General features: G+C 65.2%; 27 protein-coding genes. 1 reads left to right on the top strand and 26 read right to left on the bottom strand.

The window, feature by feature from the left end; genetic code table 11:
• Positions 1 to 41: 41 nt before the first annotated feature.
• The 23 genes from map to rpsJ all read right to left on the bottom strand — a co-directional run bounded on the left by map (position 42) and on the right by rpsJ (position 12,977).
• Entirely contained in the window at positions 42 to 869 is an 828-nt protein-coding gene (map, locus tag AC50YM_RS04360; RefSeq protein WP_494955761.1) for a type I methionyl aminopeptidase, read from the bottom strand.
• A gap of 101 nt (positions 870 to 970) precedes the next feature.
• Entirely contained in the window at positions 971 to 1,540 is a 570-nt protein-coding gene (locus AC50YM_RS04365) for an adenylate kinase (protein ID WP_494955796.1), read from the bottom strand.
• Between the two features lie 5 nt (positions 1,541 to 1,545).
• Positions 1,546 to 2,856 carry a preprotein translocase subunit SecY gene (secY, locus tag AC50YM_RS04370; protein ID WP_494955762.1) on the bottom strand — a complete coding sequence of 437 codons (1,311 nt, stop codon included), beginning with the start codon at positions 2,854 to 2,856 and terminating at the stop codon, positions 1,546 to 1,548.
• A gap of 183 nt (positions 2,857 to 3,039) precedes the next feature.
• Positions 3,040 to 3,534, bottom strand: coding sequence for a 50S ribosomal protein L15 (rplO, locus tag AC50YM_RS04375; protein ID WP_494955763.1), 495 nt, complete (start codon positions 3,532 to 3,534; stop codon positions 3,040 to 3,042).
• Entirely contained in the window at positions 3,534 to 3,740 is a 207-nt protein-coding gene (rpmD, locus tag AC50YM_RS04380) for a 50S ribosomal protein L30 (protein WP_494955764.1), read from the bottom strand. The genes rplO and rpmD overlap by 1 nt, the downstream gene beginning before the upstream one ends.
• A 3-nt stretch (positions 3,741 to 3,743) precedes the next feature.
• Positions 3,744 to 4,433 (bottom strand): 30S ribosomal protein S5, encoded by a 690-nt coding sequence (gene rpsE / locus AC50YM_RS04385; RefSeq protein ID WP_282379797.1) that lies wholly within the window; start codon positions 4,431 to 4,433, stop codon positions 3,744 to 3,746.
• A gap of 26 nt (positions 4,434 to 4,459) precedes the next feature.
• A complete protein-coding gene (gene rplR, locus AC50YM_RS04390) occupies positions 4,460 to 4,843 on the bottom strand; it encodes a 50S ribosomal protein L18 (RefSeq protein ID WP_226760329.1) in 384 nt (127 codons plus the stop codon).
• A gap of 2 nt (positions 4,844 to 4,845) precedes the next feature.
• Entirely contained in the window at positions 4,846 to 5,382 is a 537-nt protein-coding gene (gene rplF / locus AC50YM_RS04395) for a 50S ribosomal protein L6 (protein ID WP_494892956.1), read from the bottom strand.
• Between the two features lie 18 nt (positions 5,383 to 5,400).
• Entirely contained in the window at positions 5,401 to 5,799 is a 399-nt protein-coding gene (gene rpsH / locus AC50YM_RS04400; RefSeq protein WP_056425243.1) for a 30S ribosomal protein S8, read from the bottom strand.
• A gap of 93 nt (positions 5,800 to 5,892) precedes the next feature.
• Positions 5,893 to 6,474, bottom strand: a complete 582-nt coding sequence (gene rplE / locus AC50YM_RS04405; protein ID WP_024366124.1) for a 50S ribosomal protein L5 — start codon at positions 6,472 to 6,474, stop codon at positions 5,893 to 5,895.
• Complete coding sequence (gene rplX / locus AC50YM_RS04410; protein WP_494892954.1) at positions 6,474 to 6,833, bottom strand: 50S ribosomal protein L24; 360 nt, start codon at positions 6,831 to 6,833, stop codon at positions 6,474 to 6,476. The genes rplE and rplX overlap by 1 nt, the downstream gene beginning before the upstream one ends.
• 3 nt (positions 6,834 to 6,836) lie before the next feature.
• The gene (rplN, locus tag AC50YM_RS04415; protein WP_003803789.1) at positions 6,837 to 7,205 is read right to left on the bottom strand and encodes a 50S ribosomal protein L14; all 369 of its coding nucleotides are present in this window, start codon (positions 7,203 to 7,205) and stop codon (positions 6,837 to 6,839) included.
• A 400-nt stretch (positions 7,206 to 7,605) separates the two neighbouring features.
• Positions 7,606 to 7,914 (bottom strand): 30S ribosomal protein S17, encoded by a 309-nt coding sequence (gene rpsQ / locus AC50YM_RS04420; protein ID WP_494955765.1) that lies wholly within the window; start codon positions 7,912 to 7,914, stop codon positions 7,606 to 7,608.
• Positions 7,911 to 8,240, bottom strand: a complete 330-nt coding sequence (gene rpmC / locus AC50YM_RS04425; RefSeq protein WP_494955766.1) for a 50S ribosomal protein L29 — start codon at positions 8,238 to 8,240, stop codon at positions 7,911 to 7,913. The genes rpsQ and rpmC overlap by 4 nt, the downstream gene beginning before the upstream one ends.
• Before the next feature lie 2 nt (positions 8,241 to 8,242).
• A complete protein-coding gene (gene rplP, locus AC50YM_RS04430) occupies positions 8,243 to 8,659 on the bottom strand; it encodes a 50S ribosomal protein L16 (RefSeq protein ID WP_494955767.1) in 417 nt (138 codons plus the stop codon).
• The gene (rpsC, locus tag AC50YM_RS04435) at positions 8,660 to 9,502 is read right to left on the bottom strand and encodes a 30S ribosomal protein S3 (protein ID WP_494955768.1); all 843 of its coding nucleotides are present in this window, start codon (positions 9,500 to 9,502) and stop codon (positions 8,660 to 8,662) included. It lies immediately after the preceding gene.
• The gene (gene rplV / locus AC50YM_RS04440; protein ID WP_069949298.1) at positions 9,503 to 9,868 is read right to left on the bottom strand and encodes a 50S ribosomal protein L22; all 366 of its coding nucleotides are present in this window, start codon (positions 9,866 to 9,868) and stop codon (positions 9,503 to 9,505) included.
• A gap of 38 nt (positions 9,869 to 9,906) precedes the next feature.
• Positions 9,907 to 10,188, bottom strand: coding sequence for a 30S ribosomal protein S19 (rpsS, locus tag AC50YM_RS04445; protein WP_018773666.1), 282 nt, complete (start codon positions 10,186 to 10,188; stop codon positions 9,907 to 9,909).
• A gap of 12 nt (positions 10,189 to 10,200) precedes the next feature.
• Positions 10,201 to 11,040, bottom strand: coding sequence for a 50S ribosomal protein L2 (rplB, locus tag AC50YM_RS04450; RefSeq protein WP_069949299.1), 840 nt, complete (start codon positions 11,038 to 11,040; stop codon positions 10,201 to 10,203).
• A 30-nt stretch (positions 11,041 to 11,070) separates the two neighbouring features.
• Positions 11,071 to 11,376: a 50S ribosomal protein L23 gene (gene rplW / locus AC50YM_RS04455; RefSeq protein WP_056425233.1), complete on the bottom strand. Its 306-nt coding sequence runs from the start codon at positions 11,374 to 11,376 to the stop codon at positions 11,071 to 11,073.
• Positions 11,373 to 11,996 (bottom strand): 50S ribosomal protein L4, encoded by a 624-nt coding sequence (gene rplD, locus AC50YM_RS04460; RefSeq protein WP_494892944.1) that lies wholly within the window; start codon positions 11,994 to 11,996, stop codon positions 11,373 to 11,375. Before rplD ends, rplW begins: the two co-directional genes overlap by 4 nt.
• 4 nt (positions 11,997 to 12,000) lie before the next feature.
• Positions 12,001 to 12,651: a 50S ribosomal protein L3 gene (rplC, locus tag AC50YM_RS04465; RefSeq protein ID WP_024366134.1), complete on the bottom strand. Its 651-nt coding sequence runs from the start codon at positions 12,649 to 12,651 to the stop codon at positions 12,001 to 12,003.
• A gap of 17 nt (positions 12,652 to 12,668) precedes the next feature.
• Positions 12,669 to 12,977 carry a 30S ribosomal protein S10 gene (gene rpsJ, locus AC50YM_RS04470; protein WP_024366135.1) on the bottom strand — a complete coding sequence of 103 codons (309 nt, stop codon included), beginning with the start codon at positions 12,975 to 12,977 and terminating at the stop codon, positions 12,669 to 12,671.
• 557 nt (positions 12,978 to 13,534) lie between these two features.
• Between rpsJ and AC50YM_RS04475 the strand changes: the two genes are divergently transcribed.
• Positions 13,535 to 14,977, top strand: a complete 1,443-nt coding sequence (locus AC50YM_RS04475; protein WP_494955769.1) for a GH1 family beta-glucosidase — start codon at positions 13,535 to 13,537, stop codon at positions 14,975 to 14,977.
• Between the two features lie 15 nt (positions 14,978 to 14,992).
• On the opposite strand, the gene AC50YM_RS04480 is transcribed toward AC50YM_RS04475, so the two are convergent.
• The 3 genes from AC50YM_RS04480 to AC50YM_RS04490 are packed head-to-tail and all read right to left on the bottom strand — an operon-like array spanning position 14,993 to position 20,486.
• A complete protein-coding gene (locus AC50YM_RS04480; protein ID WP_494892939.1) occupies positions 14,993 to 15,118 on the bottom strand; it encodes a hypothetical protein in 126 nt (41 codons plus the stop codon).
• Positions 15,119 to 15,164: 46 nt separating this feature from the next.
• Positions 15,165 to 19,427, bottom strand: a complete 4,263-nt coding sequence (locus AC50YM_RS04485; protein ID WP_494955770.1) for a hypothetical protein — start codon at positions 19,425 to 19,427, stop codon at positions 15,165 to 15,167.
• 57 nt (positions 19,428 to 19,484) lie between these two features.
• Positions 19,485 to 20,486 carry a carboxylesterase family protein gene (locus AC50YM_RS04490; RefSeq protein WP_494955771.1) on the bottom strand — a complete coding sequence of 334 codons (1,002 nt, stop codon included), beginning with the start codon at positions 20,484 to 20,486 and terminating at the stop codon, positions 19,485 to 19,487.
• Between the last annotated feature and the right edge of the window lie 240 nt (positions 20,487 to 20,726).

The following is a 20,726-nucleotide window of genomic DNA, read 5'->3' on the forward strand; positions in this document are numbered from 1 at the left end:
TTCCGGCTTCGCTGGGGCTTCGTCGTTCGGTGAGTGCCCGGTCAGGGAATCGGGACGGGCACGACGCCGAGCGGGGCCAGTTTCGCGGCTCCGCCGTCGGGCGCGGAGAGGACCCAGATGCCCTTCTCGTGGACCGCGACGGAGTGCTCCCACTGGGAGGCCCGCTTGCCGTCGGTCGTCACGACCGTCCAGTCGTCGTCGAGCACGGCGGTTTCAATGCTTCCGCGCACCAGCATCGGTTCGATGGCCAGGCACAGCCCCGGGCGGAGCTTGGGCCCGCGGTGGTTGGTGCGGTAGTTCGGCACGTCCGGGGCCATGTGCATCTCAGAGCCGATCCCGTGGCCCACGTAGTCCTCGAGGATGCCCAGGGCCTTGCCGGGCACGGAGGAGACGTAGTCGTCCACGGCGTTGCCGATGTCGCCGACGAACTTGCCCGTCGCCACGGCGGCGATCCCGTGCCACATCGCGGCCTCGGTGACGTCGGAGAGCCGCTGGTCCTCGGGGTCGACGGTGCCCACGATCACGGTGCGGGCGGAGTCGGAGTGCCAGCCGTCCAGGATCGCGCCGCCGTCAATCGAGAGGATGTCCCCGTCCTGCAGGACGCGGCCGCCGGGGATGCCGTGCACCACTTCCTCGTTCACCGAGGTGCAGATCGTGGCGGGGAAGCCGTGGTAGCCGAGGAAGTTGGACGTGGCGCCGGCGTCCTGGAGGACCGCGGCGAACACGGCGTCGAGGTCCTTGGTGGTTTTCCCCGGGGCGGCCGCGGCAACGGCGGCGTCGAGGGCGCGGCTGAGCACGATCCCGGCCGCCTGCATGGCGCGCATCTGGGGGTTGGTCTTGTATTCGATGCGTGGCTGGCCGAATGCCATCCGCAACTTCCTTTCATTGGGGCTGCGCCGCCCGGGAGGGACGGCCAAATGCCTGAGGCCCCTCCCGATGTCCCGGGAGGGGCCTCAAAGTCTGTAGCCGATCAGGCCGACTGGGCCTCTTTGATCGCCTGCATGACGCGGTCGGTGACCTCGTCGATGCCGCCGATGCCGTCGACGCGGGTCAGGATGCCGCGGTCGGCGTACTTGGCGACAACAGCCTCCGTCTGGCCGTGGTACAGGTCCAGGCGGTGCCGGATGACGGCTTCGTTGTCGTCCGTGCGTCCGGTTTCCTGGGCCCGGCCCAGCAGGCGCGTGACGAGTTCCTCGTCGTCGGCCGTGAGCTGCAGGACGACGTCGAGCTTCTGGTCGCCGTCGGCCAGGATCCCGTCGAGGTAGTCCACCTGCGCGGTGGTGCGCGGGTAGCCGTCCAGGAGGAAGCCGTTCTCGACGTCGTCCTCGCTGAGGCGGTCGCGGACCATCTTGTTGGTCACGCTGTCCGGGACGAAGTCGCCCGCGTCCATGTACTTCTTGGCTTCAATGCCAAGCGGGGTCTCGCCCTTGACGTTGGCGCGGAAGATGTCCCCAGTGGAAATCGCAATGACGCCGAGGCGCTCTGAAATGCGCTCCGCCTGCGTTCCCTTGCCGGATCCGGGAGGTCCGATAATCAACATTCTCGTCATCGCAAAAGCCCTTCGTAGTGACGCTGCTGTAGCTGCGCATCAATTTGCTTGACGGTCTCCAAACCGACGCCGACCATGATCAGGATCGAGGTGCCACCGAACGGGAAGTTCTGGTTGGCATTGATCAGGACCAGGGCGACCAGCGGGATAAGTGCCACAAAGCCCAGGTACATGGCACCGGGGAGGGTGATCCTGGAAAGCACATACTGCAGGTAGTCTGCGGTCGGCTTGCCGGCACGGATACCCGGGATGAAGCCGCCGTACTTCTTCATGTTGTCAGAAACTTCTTCAGGGTTGAAAGTGATCGCAACATAGAAGTAAGTGAAGAACACAATCATGGCGAAGTAGAGCGCCATGTAGATCGGGTGGTCACCGCGGGTCAGGTTGTTGTTGATCCACTCAACCCAGGGCGCAAGCGGCTCGCCCGGCTTGGGCTGGTTGAACTGCGAGATCAGGCCCGGCAGGTACAGCATCGAGGACGCGAAGATGACGGGCACGACGCCGGCCATGTTCACCTTGATGGGGATGTACGTGCTGGTGCCGCCCACGGTGCGGCGGCCGATCATCCGCTTGGCGTACTGCACCGGGATGCGGCGCTGGGACTGCTCCACGAAGACCACCGCGGCCACGGTCAGCAGACCGATCACCAGGACCATAAAGAACGTACCCGGACCCTGCGAGGTCCAGATGGCGCCCAGCGAGCCGGGGAAGCTTGAGACGATGGACGTGAAGATCAGCAGCGACATGCCGTTGCCGACACCCTTTTCGGTGACGAGCTCACCCATCCACATGATCAGGCCGGTACCGGCCGTCAGCGTGATGATGATCAGGATCGTGGTGACGATGCTGTCGTCCGGGATGATCGGCAGCTGGCAGTTCGGCAGCAACTGGCCGGAACGGGCCAGCGAGACCAGCGTCGTGGCGTTGAGCAGGCCCAGGGCGATCGTGAGGTAGCGCGTGTACTGGGTCAGCTTCGACTGGCCAGCGGCGCCTTCCTCATAGAGCTCCTGGAAACGGGGAATGACCACCCGGAGCAACTGGACGATGATGCTCGCCGTGATATACGGCATGATGCCCAGGGCGAAGACGGACACCTGCAGCAATGCACCGCCGCTGAACAGGTTCACGAGCTGGTATATGCCGCCCGCGGTCTGACCGTTCTGCAAGCATTGCTGGACATTCTGGTAGTTCACACCAGGCGAGGGGATGAAGGCACCCAAGCGGAAGATTGTGATGATTCCCAGCGTGAACAACAACTTGCGTCGCAGATCAGGCGTGCGAAAGGCCCGGCCAAATGCGCTAAGCAAGCGTCCTCCTGAGTATTAAGTAAAGTCGTGTGAGATAGGTCAAATAAACCCAACAACCGAGTCTAACGGGTGGACGCGCCCTGCGAACAATCGCAGGGCCGGAAAATTAAAAAAACTCCCGGCACCAGGGCGTGAGCCCCGGTACCGGGAGTTTCCACAACGGGCATCTGCCCCGCCGCCTCGTTAGAGGGCGGTGGTGCTTCCGCCTGCTGCAGCAATCTTTTCTGCGGCGCTGGTCGAGAATGCGTGCACGGTGACGTCAACCTTGACGGTGATGTCGCCGGTGCCAAGCACCTTGACGGGCTGGTTCTTGCGAACGGCACCCTTTTCGACCAGGTTCTCCACGGTGACTGCGCCACCTTCCGGGAACAGCTCGTTGAGCTTGTCCAGGTTTACAACCTGGTACTCAACCCGGAACGGGTTCTTGAAGCCGCGCAGCTTCGGCAGGCGCATGTGCAGCGGCAGCTGGCCGCCGGCAAAGCCAGCCTTGATCTGGTAGCGGGCCTTCGTACCCTTGGTACCGCGACCTGCGGTCTTACCCTTGGAACCTTCACCACGACCAACTCGGGTCTTGGCGGTTTTGGCACCCGGGGCGGGACGCAGGTGGTGCACCTTCAGTGCGTTCTGCCTCTCAGCAGCCGCGCCCTGTGCCTTCTCGGCGGTGTTCTTCTCTGCCATTACTTCGCCTCCTCTACCTTTACCAGGTGCGGAACCGTGTTGAGCATCCCGACGGTCACGGAGTCGGCGGTGCGGACAACGGTGTGTCCGATCCGCTTCAGGCCGAGGGACCGCAGGGTGTCGCGCTGGTTCTGCTTGCCGCCAATAGACGACTTGATCTGAGTGATCTCCAACTGTGCGTCGGAGACAAGCACGTTCTTAGCCATGACTCAGACACCTGCCTTCTGGTTCAGGAGCGCCTTAACCATTGCCGGCGGAGCGATCTCGTCGAGCGGGAGGCCGCGGCGTGCTGCCACTGCTGCCGGCTCTTCGAGGCGCTTCAGCGCGTCAACGGTCGCGTGAACGATGTTGATGGCGTTGGAAGATCCGAGCGACTTGGAGAGGATGTCGTGGATGCCCACGCACTCCAGTACTGCACGGACCGGACCGCCGGCGATAACACCGGTACCCGCGGAAGCCGGACGCAGCATGACGACGCCTGCGGCGGCCTCACCCTGGACGCGGTGCGGGATGGTGCTGCCGATGCGGGGAACGCGGAAGAAGGACTTCTTGGCTTCTTCGACGCCCTTCGCGATGGCGGCGGGAACTTCCTTGGCCTTGCCGTAGCCGACGCCGACCATACCGTTGCCGTCACCGACGACGACGAGGGCGGTGAAGCTAAAGCGACGACCACCCTTGACGACCTTGGAAACGCGGTTGATGGTTACGACGCGCTCTACGAACTGGCTCTTTTCGGCTTCGCGGCCACCGTCGCGGCCACCACGGCCACCACGGTCTCCACGGCCCTGGCCCTGGCCGCGGTCGCCACGCTCACCACGACGAGCAGCGCCACCACGGGCGCCGTCGGTGGTAGCAGGCGCAGCGGTCTCAGTTGCCGGAGCAGCTACAGCTTCAGTCACCTGAATGTCCTTTTCGTTATTTTCGGTCACAGTGACAGCCCACCTTCACGTGCGCCGTCAGCGACGGCGGCGATCCGGCCGTGGTACTTGTTGCCACCGCGGTCGAAGACAACAGCTTCGATACCGGCAGCCTTGGCGCGCTCGGCGACGAGCTCGCCAACGCGCTTGGCCTTGGCAGTCTTGTCACCTTCGAATGCACGAAGGTCGGCTTCCAAAGTGGAGGCGCTCGCTACGGTCAGGCCCTGGGTGTCATCGACAACCTGGACGAATACGTGGCGTGCGGAACGGTTGACGACCAGACGAGGACGTACAGCCGTTCCGGAGATGCGCTTGCGGATACGAAGCTGGCGACGGCTGCGCTGGGCAGACTTGCTCTTGTTCGTACGCTTCTTGTTAATTGCGATCGCCATGGTTACTTACCAGCCTTTCCGACCTTGCGGCGGATGACTTCGCCTGCGTAGCGGATGCCCTTGCCCTTGTAGGGGTCCGGCTTCCGCAGCTTGCGAATGTTGGCAGCAACCTCGCCGACCTGCTGCTTGGAGATGCCTGAAACAGAGAGCTTGGTCGGGGTCTCTACTGCAAAGGTGATGCCGTTCGGTGCCGTGATGTTAACCGGGTGGCTGTAGCCCAGAGCGAACTCCAGGTCAGAACCCTTTGCCTGAACGCGGTAACCGGTACCGACAATCTCAAGCTTCTTCTCGTAGCCTGCGGTGACACCCTGGATCATGTTGGCGATCAGGGTGCGGGTCAGGCCGTGCAGCGAACGTGAGGCGCGCTCGTCGTTCGGGCGGGCGACAGTCAGGGTGCCATCTTCCAGGGAAACCTCGATCGGGCTGGGCACAGTGTGGCTCAGCTCGCCTTTGGATCCCTTGACATTGACGACAGAGCCGTCAACCTTGACCTCAACGCCGGCAGGAACGGTGATGGGGAGACGTCCAATACGTGACATTATTCTCTTCCTTTCCCGTTACCAGACGTAAGCGAGGACTTCGCCGCCCACGCCCTTCTTGCCGGCCTGCTTGTCAGTCAAGAGGCCGGAAGAGGTGGACAGGATTGCGACACCCAGGCCACCGAGCACGTGCGGCAGGTTGGTGGACTTTGCGTAAACGCGCAGTCCCGGCTTGGAAATACGACGAACGCCAGCGATTGAACGCTCGCGGTTCGGACCGAACTTGAGCTCGAGGGTCAGCTTCTTGCCAACCTCAGCGTCTTCTTCTTTCCAGGAGGCGATGTAACCTTCGGCCTTCAGGATGTCGGCAACGCGTGCCTTGAGCTTGCTGTACGGCATGGACACGGAATCGTGGTATGCCGAGTTTGCGTTGCGCAGACGCGTAAGCATGTCTGCGACGGGATCTGTCATTGTCATGGTGGGCTCTTGCCCTTCCTCATAACGGTTTCCACCGTGCAGTGCCCCGAATGAATTCGGACCCTGCGCGGACGGACCTTTTACGTAGCTAGATTAATCTTCGGTCTTGAACGGGAAGCCAAGCGCCTTGAGCAGCGCGCGGCCTTCGTCGTCGGTCTTGGCAGTGGTCACGACGGTGATGTCCATGCCGCGAACGCGGTCGATGGAATCCTGGTCGATCTCGTGGAACATAACCTGCTCGGTCAGACCGAAGGTGTAGTTGCCGTTGCCGTCGAACTGCTTGCCGCTGAGGCCCCGGAAGTCACGGATACGCGGCAGAGCCAGCGTGACCAGACGGTCCAGGAATTCCCACATGCGGTCCCCACGCAGAGTTGCGTGTGCACCGATCGGCATGCCTTCGCGCAGCTTGAACTGTGCGATCGACTTGCGGGCTTTGGTTACCTGCGGCTTCTGGCCGGTGATCAGGGTCAGATCGCGGACAGCGCCGTCGATCAGCTTGGAGTCCTTGGCGGCATCTCCAACACCCATGTTCACAACGACCTTGACCAGACGGGGAACCTGGTTGACGTTCTCGTACTTGAATTCCTCAACGAGCGTGCTCTTGATGGAATCCGCGTACTTGGTCTTCAGACGAGGAACGATCTTGCTTGCCGGAGTCTCGAGAGTCTCAGTCATTAGATGTCCTTCCCTGAGCTCTTGGCCACGCGGACACGCACTTCGCGCTTCACGCCATCGCGCTCAACGGTCTCGGTGCGGAAACCGACGCGGGTGGGCTTCTTGGTGGACGGGTCAACCAGAGCCACGTTGGAGATGTGGATCGTAGCCTCGACGACTTCGATGCCACCGGTCTTGGTGCCGCGCTGCGACTGACCGACCTTGGTGTGCTTGGTTACGCGGTTGATGCCCTCAACCAGCACGCGGTTGGAGTCGGGGAAAACGCGCAGAACCTTGCCCTGCTTGCCCTTGTCGCCGCCGCGCTCAGCCTTGGCGCCAGTGATGACCTGAACCAGGTCACCCTTTTTGATCTTAGCCATGGACTAAAGCACCTCCGGAGCCAGAGAAACGATCTTCATGAACTTCTTATCGCGAAGTTCACGACCAACCGGTCCGAAGATACGGGTACCGCGGGGGTCACCGTCGTTCTTCAGGATCACAGCTGCGTTCTCGTCAAACTTGATATAGGAACCATCCGCACGGCGGCGTTCCTTCTTGGTACGGACGATGACAGCCTTGACGACGTCGCCCTTCTTTACGTTGCCGCCCGGAATTGCGTCCTTGACGGTAGCGACGATTACGTCGCCAATGCCTGCGTAGCGACGGCCAGATCCACCGAGAACGCGAATGGTAAGGATTTCCTTAGCACCCGTGTTGTCGGCGACCTTGAGTCGCGACTCCTGCTGAATCACTATTTACTCCTTGCGTCGCGCTGGTTCTCAGACCGAAAATCTTCCTACGGAATGAGCCTTGCGGAACGGTTGATCGGGGTGTCTCTTGACCTGCCTGGATTTTGCCAGACCAGGCCTAAACTCCCGTGCCAAAAACATTTGCTTCCCAGGCGGATTCCGACGAATCGGGGCGCAAGGGGGCACTATGCCGTGGCACGCTTGTTTACGAGGATGATGACAGCGCACAGATAGCGCCATACAAACTCAAAATCTTAGCACGTTTACGCCCGCAGTCAGAATCAGCCCATACCACAGACGACGGCGTCACGCACGGCAGGCTTTCGGCCCGCCGGCCGCCGCAACGGAGAAACCCCCGCTCCCAGAAGGGAACGGGGGTTTCTCGACAGCCAGGCTGCAGGTGTTACTTGGCCTTCTCGATGATCTCCACCAGACGCCACCGCTTGGTAGCGGAGAGCGGGCGGGTCTCGGCGAGGAGAACGAGGTCGCCGATGCCGGCGCTGTTCTCTTCGTCGTGAGCCTTGATCTTCGTGTTGCGGCGAAGGACCTTGCCATAGAGGGCGTGCTTCACACGGTCCTCGACCTGGACAACGATGGTCTTTTCCATCTTGTCCGAGACCACGTAGCCGCGCTTCGTCTTACGGTCACCGCGCTCGGCAGCCGTAGCTGCGCCGGAAACAGTTTCCGTCACGTTCTCGTCCTTTTCACTCACTTGGCATCCTCCTCGGTCTCAACCGTTTCAGCCTTGTCAGCCTTCTTGGTTGCAGCCTTCTTGGACTTCTTTTCTTCCTTGGCTTCCACAACCGGTGCGGCAACCTCGGCACGAATGCCCAGCTCGCGCTCACGGAGAACGGTGTAGATGCGGGCGATGTCCTTCTTTACCGCGCGCAGCCGACCGTGGTTCTCCAGCTGACCGGTGGCGGACTGGAAACGCAAGTTGAACAGCTCTTCCTTGGCCTTGCGGAGTTCCTCAACGAGTCGCTCGTTGTCGAAACCGTCCAGCTGTGCGGTTCCAAGTTCCTTGGATCCTACTGACATTTCTATTCACCACCTTCGCGACGCAGAATGCGTGCCTTCAACGGGAGCTTGTGGATCGCCAAGCGAAGTGCCTCGCGGGCAGTTTCTTCATCGACACCGGAGATCTCGAAGAGAACCCGGCCCGGCTTGACGTTTGAGACCCACCATTCCGGAGAACCCTTACCGGAACCCATGCGGGTTTCGGCAGGCTTCTTCGTCAGCGGACGGTCCGGGTAGATGTTGATCCAGACCTTTCCGCCACGCTTGATGTGGCGGGTCATCGCGATACGGGCAGACTCGATCTGACGGTTCGTGACGTAGGCCGGGCTCAGCGCCTGGATACCCCATTCACCGAAGGAGACCTTCGTGCCGCCCGTTGCAGCCCCGGTACGACCCGGGTGGTGCTGCTTACGGTGCTTGACTCGACGTGGGATAAGCATTTAAGCCTGTCCTCCTTCTACTGCCGGTGCGGCTGCGGTAGCTGCTTCAACAGCCGGAGCTTCGGCAGCAGCGGGTGCAGCCTCGGCCGGGCGGTCGTTACGACGACGGCGGTCACCACGGTCAGCGCCACCCGGGCGGCCCGGGCGATCGCTGGGACCACGGCCGCGGGACGGAGCAGCAGCTGCCTGCTGAGCCAGTTCCTTGGCGGTGACGTCACCCTTGTAGATCCAGACCTTCACGCCGATGCGGCCGAAGGTGGTCTTGGCCTCGTAGAAGCCGTAGTCGATGTTCGCGCGGAGGGTGTGCAGGGGCACACGGCCTTCGCGGTAGAACTCCGAGCGGGACATTTCTGCGCCGCCCAGTCGACCCGAGCAAGCGATCCGGATGCCCTTGGCACCGGCGCGCTGTGCGGACTGCATGGCCTTCTTCATCGCACGGCGGAAAGCCACGCGGGAAGTCAGCTGCTCAGCAACGCCCTGGGCAACAAGCTGTGCTTCCATCTCGGGGTTCTTGACCTCGAGGATGTTCAGCTGGACCTGCTTGCCCGTGAGCTTTTCGAGCTCGCCGCGGATGCGGTCTGCTTCTGCACCGCGGCGGCCGATAACGATGCCCGGACGTGCCGTGTGGATATCCACACGGACACGGTCGCGGGTGCGCTCGATTTCAACCTTGGCGATACCGGCGCGCTCCATGCCCGTGGACATGAGCTGGCGGATGCGGATGTCTTCGCGAACGAAGTCCTTGTACCGCTGGCCGGGCTTGGTGCTGTCAGCAAACCAGTGCGATACGTGATCGGTGGTGATGCCGAGTCGGAACCCGTGCGGGTTAACTTTCTGTCCCACTTAGCGAGCCTCCTCTTTCTCCGGGGTAGCAACTACCACGGTGATGTGGCTCGTGCGCTTCTTGATCTGAAATGCACGACCCTGGGCTCGCGGCTGAAACCGCTTCATGGTCGGGCCTTCATCAACATACATTTCGCTGATGATGAGGTCACCTTCGTCAAACGCCACGCCGTCGCGGTCCGCGAGGACCCGGGCGTTGGAGATTGCCGACTGAACTACCTTGAATACCGGCTCTGAAGCTGCCTGCGGGGCAAACTTCAGAATTGCCAGAGCCTCATTCGCTTGCTTACCACGAACAAGGTTGACGACGCGCCGGGCCTTCATAGGCGTTACGCGGATGTGACGCGCAATTGCCTTGGCTTCCATTGCTTTCCTTCTCTCGTCTTTGACGTAAGTGCAGGCGCCTAGCGGCGCTTGCCCTTACGGTCGTCCTTGACATGGCCGCGGAATGTCCGCGTGGGAGCGAATTCGCCGAGCTTGTGCCCGACCATCGACTCAGTGACAAACACGGGGATGTGCTTGCGTCCGTCGTGTACGGCGATCGTGTGGCCGAGCATGTCGGGGACGATCATCGAGCGGCGGGACCAGGTCTTGATGACGTTCTTGGTGCCCTTTTCGTTTTCCCTGGCTACCTTTACAAAGAGGTGCTGGTCAACGAAAGGACCTTTTTTCAGGCTGCGTGGCATGTGTCCAGGCTCCTATCGCTTGTTCTTGCCAGTACGACGGCGACGAACAATAAGCTTGTCGCTCTCTTTGTTGGGACGGCGGGTGCGGCCTTCGCGCTTACCGTTCGGGTTGACGGGGTGACGTCCACCGGACGTCTTACCCTCGCCACCACCGTGGGGGTGATCGACCGGGTTCATGGCGACACCACGGACGGTCGGGCGAACGCCCTTCCACCGCATACGGCCGGCCTTACCCCAGTTGATGTTCGACTGCTCGGCGTTGCCGACCTCGCCGACGGTTGCGCGGCAGCGCACGTCAACGTTGCGGATTTCACCGGAAGGCAGACGCAGCTGGGCGAAACGGCCTTCCTTTGCCACGAGCTGGATCGATGCGCCGGCGGAGCGGCCCATCTTGGCGCCGCCACCCGGACGCAGTTCGACTGCGTGGATTACGGTACCGACCGGGATGTTGCGCAGCGGGAGGTTGTTGCCGGGCTTGATATCAGCGTCGGCACCTGCCTCTACGGTGTCACCCTGGGACAGCTTGTTCGGGGCAATGATGTAACGCTTGGTGCCATCAATGTAGTGAAGGAGGGCGATGCGAGCCGTGCGGTTCGGATCGTACTCGATTTCGGCAACGCGGGCGTTGACGCCGTCTTTGTCGTGGCGACGGAAGTCGATCAGACGGTACTGGCGCTTGTGGCCACCACCCTTGTGACGGGTCGTGATCTTACCGGTGTTGTTACGGCCACCCTTTTTCGGGAGGGGACGTACCAACGACTTTTCCGGCGTCGACCGCGTGATTTCAGTGAAGTCAGCTACGCTCGAGCCGCGACGGCCCGGGGTAGTCGGCTTATATTTACGGATTCCCATAATTTATATTCCTCGTTAAAGTGGTCTCCGCTACGAGAGCGGACCGCCGAAGATGTCGATCGTGCCTTCTTTGAGGCTCACAATTGCACGCTTGGTGTTCTTGCGGGTACCCCATCCGAATTTGGTCCGCTTGCGCTTACCGGCACGGTTGATGGTGTTGATCGAGTCGACCTTGACGGAGAAGATTTTCTCCACGGCCAGCTTGATCTCGGTCTTGTTCGAGCGGGGGTCCACCAGGAAGGTGTACTTGCCCTCATCGATCAGGCCGTAGCTCTTTTCCGAGACGACGGGTGCAAGCACGACGTCGCGCGGGTCCTTGAGGGTGGCTGCACTCACTTGGCATCCTCCTGGTTCTTTGCCACTGCCTTGGAAGCAACGAATGCTTCGTAGGCAGCCTTGGTGAAGACAACGTCATCGGAGACGAGAACGTCGTAGGTGTTCAGCTGGTCTGCGTACAGAACGTGAACATCAGTGAGGTTGCGCACGGAGAGTGCAGCAACGTCGTTGGCGCGCTCGATGACAACGAGCAGGTTCTTGCGCTCGGAGACACCCCGCAGGGTAGCCAGTGCTGCGCTGGAGGACGGCTTGGTGCCGGGAACCAGTTCAGCAACGACGTGGATGCGGCCGTTACGGGCGCGGTCAGAGAGAGCGCCGCGCAGGGCAGCAGCAATCATCTTCTTGGGGGTGCGCTGGCTGTAGTCACGCGGCGTGGGGCCGTGGACTACGCCACCACCGGTCATGTGAGGAGCACGGATTGAACCCTGACGGGCGCGGCCGGTGCCCTTCTGCTTGAACGGCTTGCGGCCTGCACCGGAAACTTCGGCGCGGGTCTTGGTCTTGTGGGTACCCTGGCGAGCAGCAGCGAGCTGGGCGACGACGACCTGGTGCAGCAGCGGCACGTTGGTCTGTACGTCGAAGATCTCTGCAGGCAGGTCAACCTTGACAGTGCTAGTCATTGAACTAGGCTCCCTTCACGGCGGTGCGTACGAGTACGACCTGGCCGCGGGCGCCGGGGACGGCGCCCTTGATCAGGAGCAGCGACTTCTCGACGTCAACCGCGTGGACCGTGAGGTTCAGCGTGGTGTGACGAACGGCGCCCATGCGGCCGGCCATTTTCATGCCCTTGAAGACGCGGCTCGGGGTGGATGCGCCACCGATTGAACCGGGCTTACGGTGGTTCTTGTGGGCACCGTGGGAAGCTCCAACGCCGTGGAAGCCGTGACGCTTCATAACACCGGCGAAGCCCTTACCCTTGGTGGTGCCAACGACGTCGATCTTCTGGCCGGCTTCGAAGAGCTCAACAGAGAGCTCCTGGCCCAGCTCGTAAGAGTCAGCATCTGCAGTGCGCAGTTCTACGACGTGGCGGCGAGGCGTGACGCCTGCCTTTTCAAAGTGACCAGCCAGCGGCTTGGTGACCTTGCGGGGATCGATCTGGCCGTAGCCGATCTGAACGGCGACATAGCCATCAGTGTCTGCATTGCGCAGCTGCGTGATGACGTTTGAGTCTGCCTGGACCACAGTGACGGGGATGAGCTTGTTGTTCTCGTCCCAGACCTGGGTCATGCCGAGCTTCGTGCCCAGCAGGCCCTTTACGTTACGGGTTGCGGTCATAGTCTCTCAGCACCTCCCTACAGCTTGATTTCGATGTTCACGTCGGCCGGCAGGTCGAGACGCATAAGCGAATCAACAGCCTTCGGCGTGGGATCGATGATGTCGATAAGACGCTTGTGCGTGCGCATTTCAAAGTGCTCGCGGCTGTCCTTGTACTTGTGCGGAGAGCGGATGACGCAGTAGATGTTCTTCTCCGTCGGCAGCGGCACAGGGCCAACTACCGTGGCGCCTGCGCGCGTGACCGTCTCAACGATCTTCCGTGCTGAAGAGTCAATGACCTCGTGGTCGTATGACTTCAGCCGGATGCGGATTTTTTGTCCCGCCATGTCGCCTGACTCTCTTTCGTTAGTGCTGCTCCCGTGAGGGCTGCTCTGTTAACTTGCGTGTTGCATGTGGCTGCCGAAGCAATTGAAGTCGTAACTACCACCCGCCGCACAAGCTGAATCCGGATAAATCCGGGTTCCTCAACCTGCCGGCGTAACCGACCCCCGCGGTCGGGCGTGTCGCGCTATTCACGCGTGCAAGCCCGCAGTTCCATGGGGAGTGGGTTATGTTTGGTCTCCTACCTGGACCCTGACACCCGGCATTATCCGGATCGGGACGCGAAGGAGCGCTTGAACAACTCATCTAGTATGCCGGAATTAACGGGCAGAAGCGAATCAGGGGCATAGCGGGGGGCTCGACGGCGGCGGCCGGATACGCCGGGCAGCACAGCTGCGGTTTTCCCGTGCTGCGCACCGACTACTCTCCCGCTGCCGCGCACCGACGGCACTGTTGGTTGGTGCAGCGCACAGACGGCACTCCCGGTGCAGCGCACCGACCGCCGGCCGATCCCCCGGGGCCGATCATTGCCTTCGGCGGGCAGCGTGGGGATGATAGGGGCATGACTGAGCAGGATCCTGTGGCAGTTCAGGCCCTCGCGGCGCGCCTGGGCCCCGGATTCCAGCTGGGAGTGGCCTCCGCCGCCTTCCAGATTGAGGGATCCCTAGCCGCCGGCGGCCGTGGCCCCTCCGGCTGGGACGCCTTCGTCGAGAAACCCGGCAGCATCCTGGACGGCCACTCCCCCGCGGTCGCCTGCGACCACTACAACCGCACGCCCGAGGACATCGAACTGATGCGCACCCTCGGCATCGACTCCTACCGCTTCTCCATCTCCTGGCCGCGGGTCCAGCCCGACGGCACCGGGCCATTCAACGCTGCCGGCCTGGACTTCTACGACCGGCTGATCGACCAGCTGCTCGAGGCCGGCATCTCCCCGATGGCAACCCTGTACCACTGGGACACCCCGCTGCCGCTGGAACACCGCGGCGGCTGGATGAACCGGTCGACGGCGGAGCGGTTCGCGGCCTACAGTGCGGCGGCCGGTGAGCGCTTCGGCGACCGCGTGGCCCAGTGGGTGACACTGAACGAACCGGTGTCAGTGACGCTCAACGGTTATGCGCTGGGCGTCCATGCCCCGGGCCACGACCTGCTTTTCGATGCGCTGCCCTCGGTGCACCACCAACTCCTCGGGCACGGCCTCGCCGTGCAGGCGCTGCGTGCTGCCGGGGTGACCGGCGCCGTGGGCGTCACCAACCTGCATTCCCCGGTCCGGCCGGCGTCGCGCTCGATCACGGACCGGTTCCTGGCCAACATCTTTGACCTCGTCCTGAACCGGGTCTACGCCGACCCGATCCTGCTGGGCCGGTATCCGAAGGTGCCCCTGATCGCAAAGCCCTGGTTCCGTTCGATGGGGAAGATCTCCGACGCCGACCTGCGGAACATCCACCAGCCGATCGACTTCTACGGGCTGAACTACTACTACCCGGTGAAGGTCGCGACCGGAGCTGGCCCGGGCGAAAGCCCCGTCGGGACGGCGGAGGCGATGCTGAGGATGCCGTTCCATATGGCGGCGTTCCCGGAATACGCGACCACAGGTTTCGGCTGGCCCGTGGCCCCGGACCACCTGGGGCCGCTGCTCCGCGAACTGAAGGACAGGTACGCCGGAGCGCTTCCGCCGCTGTACATCACCGAAAGCGGCGCGAGCTTCCCTGAGCCCGACCACGTGTCCGGTCCCATCGCGGATACGGAGCGGATCAACTACATCGCATCCCACCTGGGCCATGCCCTGGACGCCACGGCTCCCGGCGGCATCGCCGAGGACGTGGAACTGCTGGGCTACTACGTCTGGACCCTGATGGACAACTTCGAGTGGGCAGCCGGCTACTCGCAGCGCTTCGGCCTGGTCCACGTGGATTTCGACACCCAGGCGCGCACGCCCAAGGATTCGTATTACTGGTACCAGGCGCTCAGCCGGGCACGAAAACGCCTGACCACCAGCGGGTGAACCCGCGGCTGCCAGCTACTCCTGCCGGTTCGCCCGGTTAATCCGCTTGGCCCGCTCAATCTCGTGGCGGAAGTGCTTCCTGGCCCAAAAGACAGCGGCGACAACGGCGACGGCCACCAACAGGAAAATCAACCAGCCCATTGTGAGCTCCCTTCGTTGGGAGCAACGATATCAGCGGCCCGCCCGGTCAGCCACGGTCCGCCGGCTCACGCTGCGGCGGCTGCCCGGGCTGGGGCGCCTGCTCGGGAAGGGGCGCCTGCCCGGGAGCAGCAGGCTTGCTGCGGCTCAGCCTCCAGACCGCGATCGCTATCAGGGCCGCGGCAATGAGGGCCAGCAGCGCGAAGGTGTACTGGCGCATCGCCCACAGGATGCACAACGCCACCCCCGCCGCGCCCCACCAGACAAACAGCCGTTCGCCCACGGCCAGCCCGGCCATCAGCAGCATGGCCATCAGCGCCAGGACCCAGAGTTGCTTCCCCGGATCGCCGCCGAAGATAATCCCCAGGCCGGACAGCGTCAGCAGCCCGGCGGATCCGGACCACAGCACCCGGACCGCCGTGCGGTTCCCTGACGCCAGGCGCAGCGCGCCCAGCACCGCGGCGAGAACCACGTACCACTGCAGCGCCCAGAACCAATCAGGCCAGGCGGAGCCGGAGCCGAGTCCGGTGAAGAGCACCGCACGCTGCACGGCCGCCGTCGTTGCGAGCAGCCCCAATTCCGCCGCCACCCTGCGGGCTGCCGCCGGCACCTCGGCGCAGCACACTGCGGCGGTGACGGCCACGAGCGCGGCGCCGGCCCAGGATGTCGCGTCCCAGCGCAGCCCGAAAACCGCCGCGAGGCCAAGACCCAGGACCGCGGCAGCAGCGAGTGACCAGCGCCGCAGCGGATCGGCGCCAAGCGGGCCGCGGCGCAGCCACCGGACGGCATAGAGCGCCGCCGCAGCCGGAGCGCAGCCGGCCAGCCACGGCAGGAAGCTGCCCCAGGCGCCCGGCACGTTGTCCAGCAGTTCGGCGGCTTCCAGTGTGGCCCCGGCCAGCACGGCCGCAACAGCCGGCACGTAGAGCACGGGCCAGCGTTCAAGGTGCGACGCCGCAAGGAGACCCACCGCGAGCACCAGGACCGCTGCCCCGGCCAGCCAGTCAGCCGCCGGCGGTGCCAGCAGCAGGGCGGTCCCAACAAAGGCGCCGGAGGCGGCCAGCCAGAGCCAGCGTTCGACGTCGGCCCGCACGGTCCGCCGGAACAGCAGACCGGCGGCGGTGCCGGCCAGCGAGAGCACGAGCAGCACCACCACGACGCCGTCCCGGCTCAGCAGGGGCCGGTCCAGGAAGCCACCGGCGGAGAAGCCGCTGTCGAACTGCGCCAGCGGCCCCAAAGCCACCGTGGCGAAGACGGCGGCGTAGACCGTCAGGTAGGCCGCCCCGCGGGCCGCGAAGATCCGGCTGGCCAGCGCTGCGGAGACCAGCAGCAGCGCCAGGTGCAGCACGATGACCCAGCGGCCGCCGTCGTCCGGGTCCGCAGCCAGGTAGCCGAGCGGAAGCACCGTCTGGGCGGCGAGCGTAATCCACACCGCGGCCTGCTGGAACGGGACCTCCACCAGGCGGTGCCGCATCAACCAGCGGATCACGTGCTGTGCCGCGAGGACCAGCCCGAAAGTCACCGAGACCGCGGTGACGGAGACCGTTGCGTCGTAGCTGAGAACGAGCGCCAGAGCCAGGGTCAGCACCCGGGCCGCAGCGAAGTAGGCGCCCTTGGCGGTGCGCGCAGTCGCGGCGACCACCATCACGGCGCTGTACGCGGCAAAGATGCCCAGCACCAGCTCGACGTCGACCGCCGTGCCCGCCCGGAACAGCAGCAGCACCGCCAGCGCGGCCGGGGCAAACGCCATCGATGCGGGGCGGGCGCGCAGGACGTAGCCCGCCGCCGCCGCGCTGAGGGCGCTCAGGACGACCGCAGCGGTCAGCTGCGCCGAGGGGCCTTCGTTGGGGAAGCTGGCGGTCCTGAGCAGGGACAGGGCGACGGCCTGCAGCCCGAGGACGGCGGCCGCGTCGGTGAGCACACCGCCGGGAGCCCGTCCTCTGGCCTCCGCCCGCAGCGGGAAGGCCAGCTGCAGCGCCAACGCCAGCACTGCCAGCGACGGCCCCGCGATTTCCTCGCCGCCGAACAGCAGCGGGCCGGTGTCCCGCCGGAGCTGCTGGTAGCCCGTCAGGACCAGGACGGTGCCGGTCCCCCGGGCCATCCACCAGTAGCTCCACCGCTGCTGCCGTTCCACGCGCCGCAGCGCAGTCAACACCAGATACAGCAGCGTCAAGGCCAGGCTGATGTTGCCCGCCCGGAGCGAGACGACGGCGAACGCCATCCCGGCCAGCGCTGCCGCCATGCCCAGGGGCAGCAGCTCTCGGACGCCGGGCCGCCAGGGGGAACCTTCCGCCGCCTGCCCGGACAGGGCCCAGCCGATGCCCAGGGCGACGAGGAGCTGCAGCACGATCGCGGTGCCGGTGAGCGCCCTCCCCGGGGTGTCGTCCACGAGGGCCATCCCGGCGAGGGCGGGGAGCGCCGCGAGGGTGAAGGCAGCCAGGCTGGCGTTGGGCGCCAGCGAGGGCGCCCCCGCCCCGACGAGGAATGCCGTGACGAGCTGCTGCGCCACGAGGGCCAGCAGGAAGGCGGAGAGCACGGCGAGTGGGTCAGGGTCGTCGGCCGTTACGGCAGCGACGGCTGCGGGAACGGTCAGGGTCGCCGCGATGCGGGCAGCGAGAACGAAGTGCCGCCGCAGCGGCTCCGCCGCGGGCAGGGAGCGGACGGCCCAGAACAGCGCCGCCAGCAGGAGGAGGCCTGCCGCGGTCCAGCGGCCAGCGCTGTCACCAACGGCCGCGGACATTGCGAGGGCAGCGGGCGGGGCCCATTCTGCCGGCCCGCCCAGGCCCACTGCGAGGGCCATGCCGGTGAGCAGCGCCAGCAGCAACGGCACCCAGACCGGAACGTCAACCGCAGGGTCAACGGCCGCATCGAACAGGGTCGAAACACTCCACAACAGCGTCAGGAGCAGCTGCACCCCGAAGGTGGCGAGGGCGTCCGCCCGCCTGCGGCCGGCCGAGCCGAGCAGGGTGGCAGGAAGGACATTCAGCCCGGAGCCCACGAGCACGGCCTGGAGGGCCGCGAGCACGAGGGCGGTCAGCACCGTCCACGGCAGGCTCTCGCTCGCGTCCCAGGCTGCGGCCGTGGCCGCCACGGTGAGGCTCAAGCGCGCGCCGTAGTAGTGCGCGACCCGGAAGCGGCCCTGCGGAACGGCTGCCATCAGCGCGAAGTAGGCGCCGCACAGGAACATGACCAGCGCGTACTCCCCCTTGCCCAGCAGCAGCGGCACGAAGGTCACGGCCACTGCCACCGAGGGGACCACGAAGGGGTGCAGGTCCATCAGCGGTTTGAGGAACACTCCCGGCACCCAGCGCGGACGGGACAGGGCCAGCAGCGTCAACAGGATCGCGACGGCGATCAGGGCCACGAAGTACCAGACCAGGGCTCCGCCGAGGACCGCAACCCCGGACCACGCCGTCGAGACCACAAACGTCAGGGACAGGTAGGCGAGGACCCTGCTCTCCATCCGCACCGCGGCGCCGACGTAGGCGACGGTGCCGACGACCGAGGTGACCAGCCAGGCGGCGGGGCCGTCGTGCAGCGTGAAGTTGTACAGGGCCAGGCCGGTCACCGGGACCAGGGCCAGGCCGGTCCCGGCGAACGCGACGGCGGCGGGCCGAAGCCGCGGGGCCCTCGCATGCAGGAACAGCCCGCCGGCATAGAACAGCGCCGTGATGGCGGCGACGCCGGCGAAACGGAGCGCCTCCGGCAGGGAGGTGCCTACGAACAGGGCGCCGGCGGCGACCAGCAGGAGGCTGGCGACGTAGAGGGTGATGTTGATGTTTTGCCGGTCGCGCTTCTCTTTGCGGGCGGCACGTTCGGCTGCGGATTCCTGGTAAACGGCCGGGGGCTGTGGCGGCGCAGCGGACCACTGGGCGGGCAGGGGCTGTGCCTGCGGCGCGTGCTGGACTGGCAGTTGGGGCTGATACTGGCGGGGCCAGACCGGCGGAACCGGCGTGGGCCACGGCTGGGGCGCTGCCGGGGCGGGCGTTGCTGTGGGTTGAACCGGCGCCGTCTGTCGCGGCGCGGGGGGCGCTGGCTGTTGGGGCGCGGCCGGGTGGGGCGCTGCCGGCGTTGCCGGGGGCGCGGCCGGTTGGGCCGCCGCCCGTGCGGGCGGGAGGGTTGACGCCTGCTGCTCGCGGGCGGACCCGCCGTCCCGCCAGCCCTGAAGGTGCCCCGCCCGGAAACCGGCCGCGAACGCGCCGCTAAGCGCCTCATTGGCACGCCGGCGTTCCTGCGCCCTCCCCCGGCGCAGGCCCAGCACCAGGGCACCGGCCACCAGAAGCAGCACCAGCAGGGTTTGGACAGCACTCGGCATACAGATCCCTCATGTCTCCGGCTGCCCGAACCCGTCAGCCCCCAGTAATTCCAATGACTAGATGAAATCTATCACCGCGGGGCTGTCAGCGGATGCCCGCCCAGACACCCCGCTCCCAGGACCGCGGATCCTCCAGGACCCGGGAGCCGTGTCGAAGCGCATCGTGGCCCTCCGCCCCTGATCATACCGAGGCCAGCCCGGGTCGCCGGTGAGCGCAAACGCCACCCACGCGGCGTGCATGTCACGCGCCAGCTCCTGCGGCGGTTCGGGCCCCAGCATCGGACCAAACAGCGGCGCATCCGTCGTCGCGGTGTCGAAGATCCCGGCGATCGCGCCGCCGACGACCAGCCAGAGCCGCCAGTCATCCGCGTTCGTTCCAACGATCACGTCCACTTGGCTGCCGGCTCCGTCGGCGATCCGCTGGATCGGCGGGCCCGGCAGAACGTCGCCGTCGAGCACGGGCTGCCACGGCATCCCGCTGGCCACGACGGCCTGGCCCCAGCGGTCCGGGTCCGGGTCGGCCATCAGCTCGCCCTTGAGCCCGGCCGGGGTGACCTGGTGCGCTGCGCCGCTCTGCAGGATCGCGCGCCGGAACAGCCCCTCGGCGCGCGGCATCGCGAGCAGCATGCCGATGCTCATCGCACCCGCGGACTCGCCGAAGACCGTGACGTCGCCGGGGTCCCCGCCGAAGCCGGCAATGTTCTCCCGCACCCAGTGCAGAGCCGCGACCTGGTCGAGAAGTCCAAGGTTGGCGATGCCGTCCCCGAGGTAGAGGAATCCCTCCGCGCCCGGCCGCCAGTTGATGACAACGCACACGACGCCGTCGCGGGCGAAGCGGCTCCCGTCGTAGGCCGCCGTCGAGCTGGGCTCGAACATGCCGCCCTGGATCCAGACCATCACGGGCAGCCCGGCAGTGCCGGGATCCGGCGTCCAGATGTTGAGGGTGAGGCAGTCCTCGGACGGCGCGGCCCGGTCCACCGCCGCGAACGCCGCGCCGACGTCCGCCCAATCCTCGGCGGCCCCCTCCCCCGGAGCCGTGGCCGAAGGGCGGAGCGGCATACGCCACCCCGAGGAAGACGGACACGCCGGCGGACCTGCTGCCGCGCAGCTCACCGTGGGCCGTCATCACGATTTCGTCCACCACCCCATCGTGGGGCCGGGGTCCGTGGTTCGTAAGGGGACTTGGTCCTGCAGGCCGGGGCGACCAGGAACGGGCACAAAAAAGAACAGCCCCGCTGCGAGTGCAGCGGGGCTGTTCTTTGCTTCACGGGGCCGTCAGACGGCGTACCCGATCAGAGG

This window comes from Pseudarthrobacter sp. RHLT1-30-1, assembly GCF_059383415.1.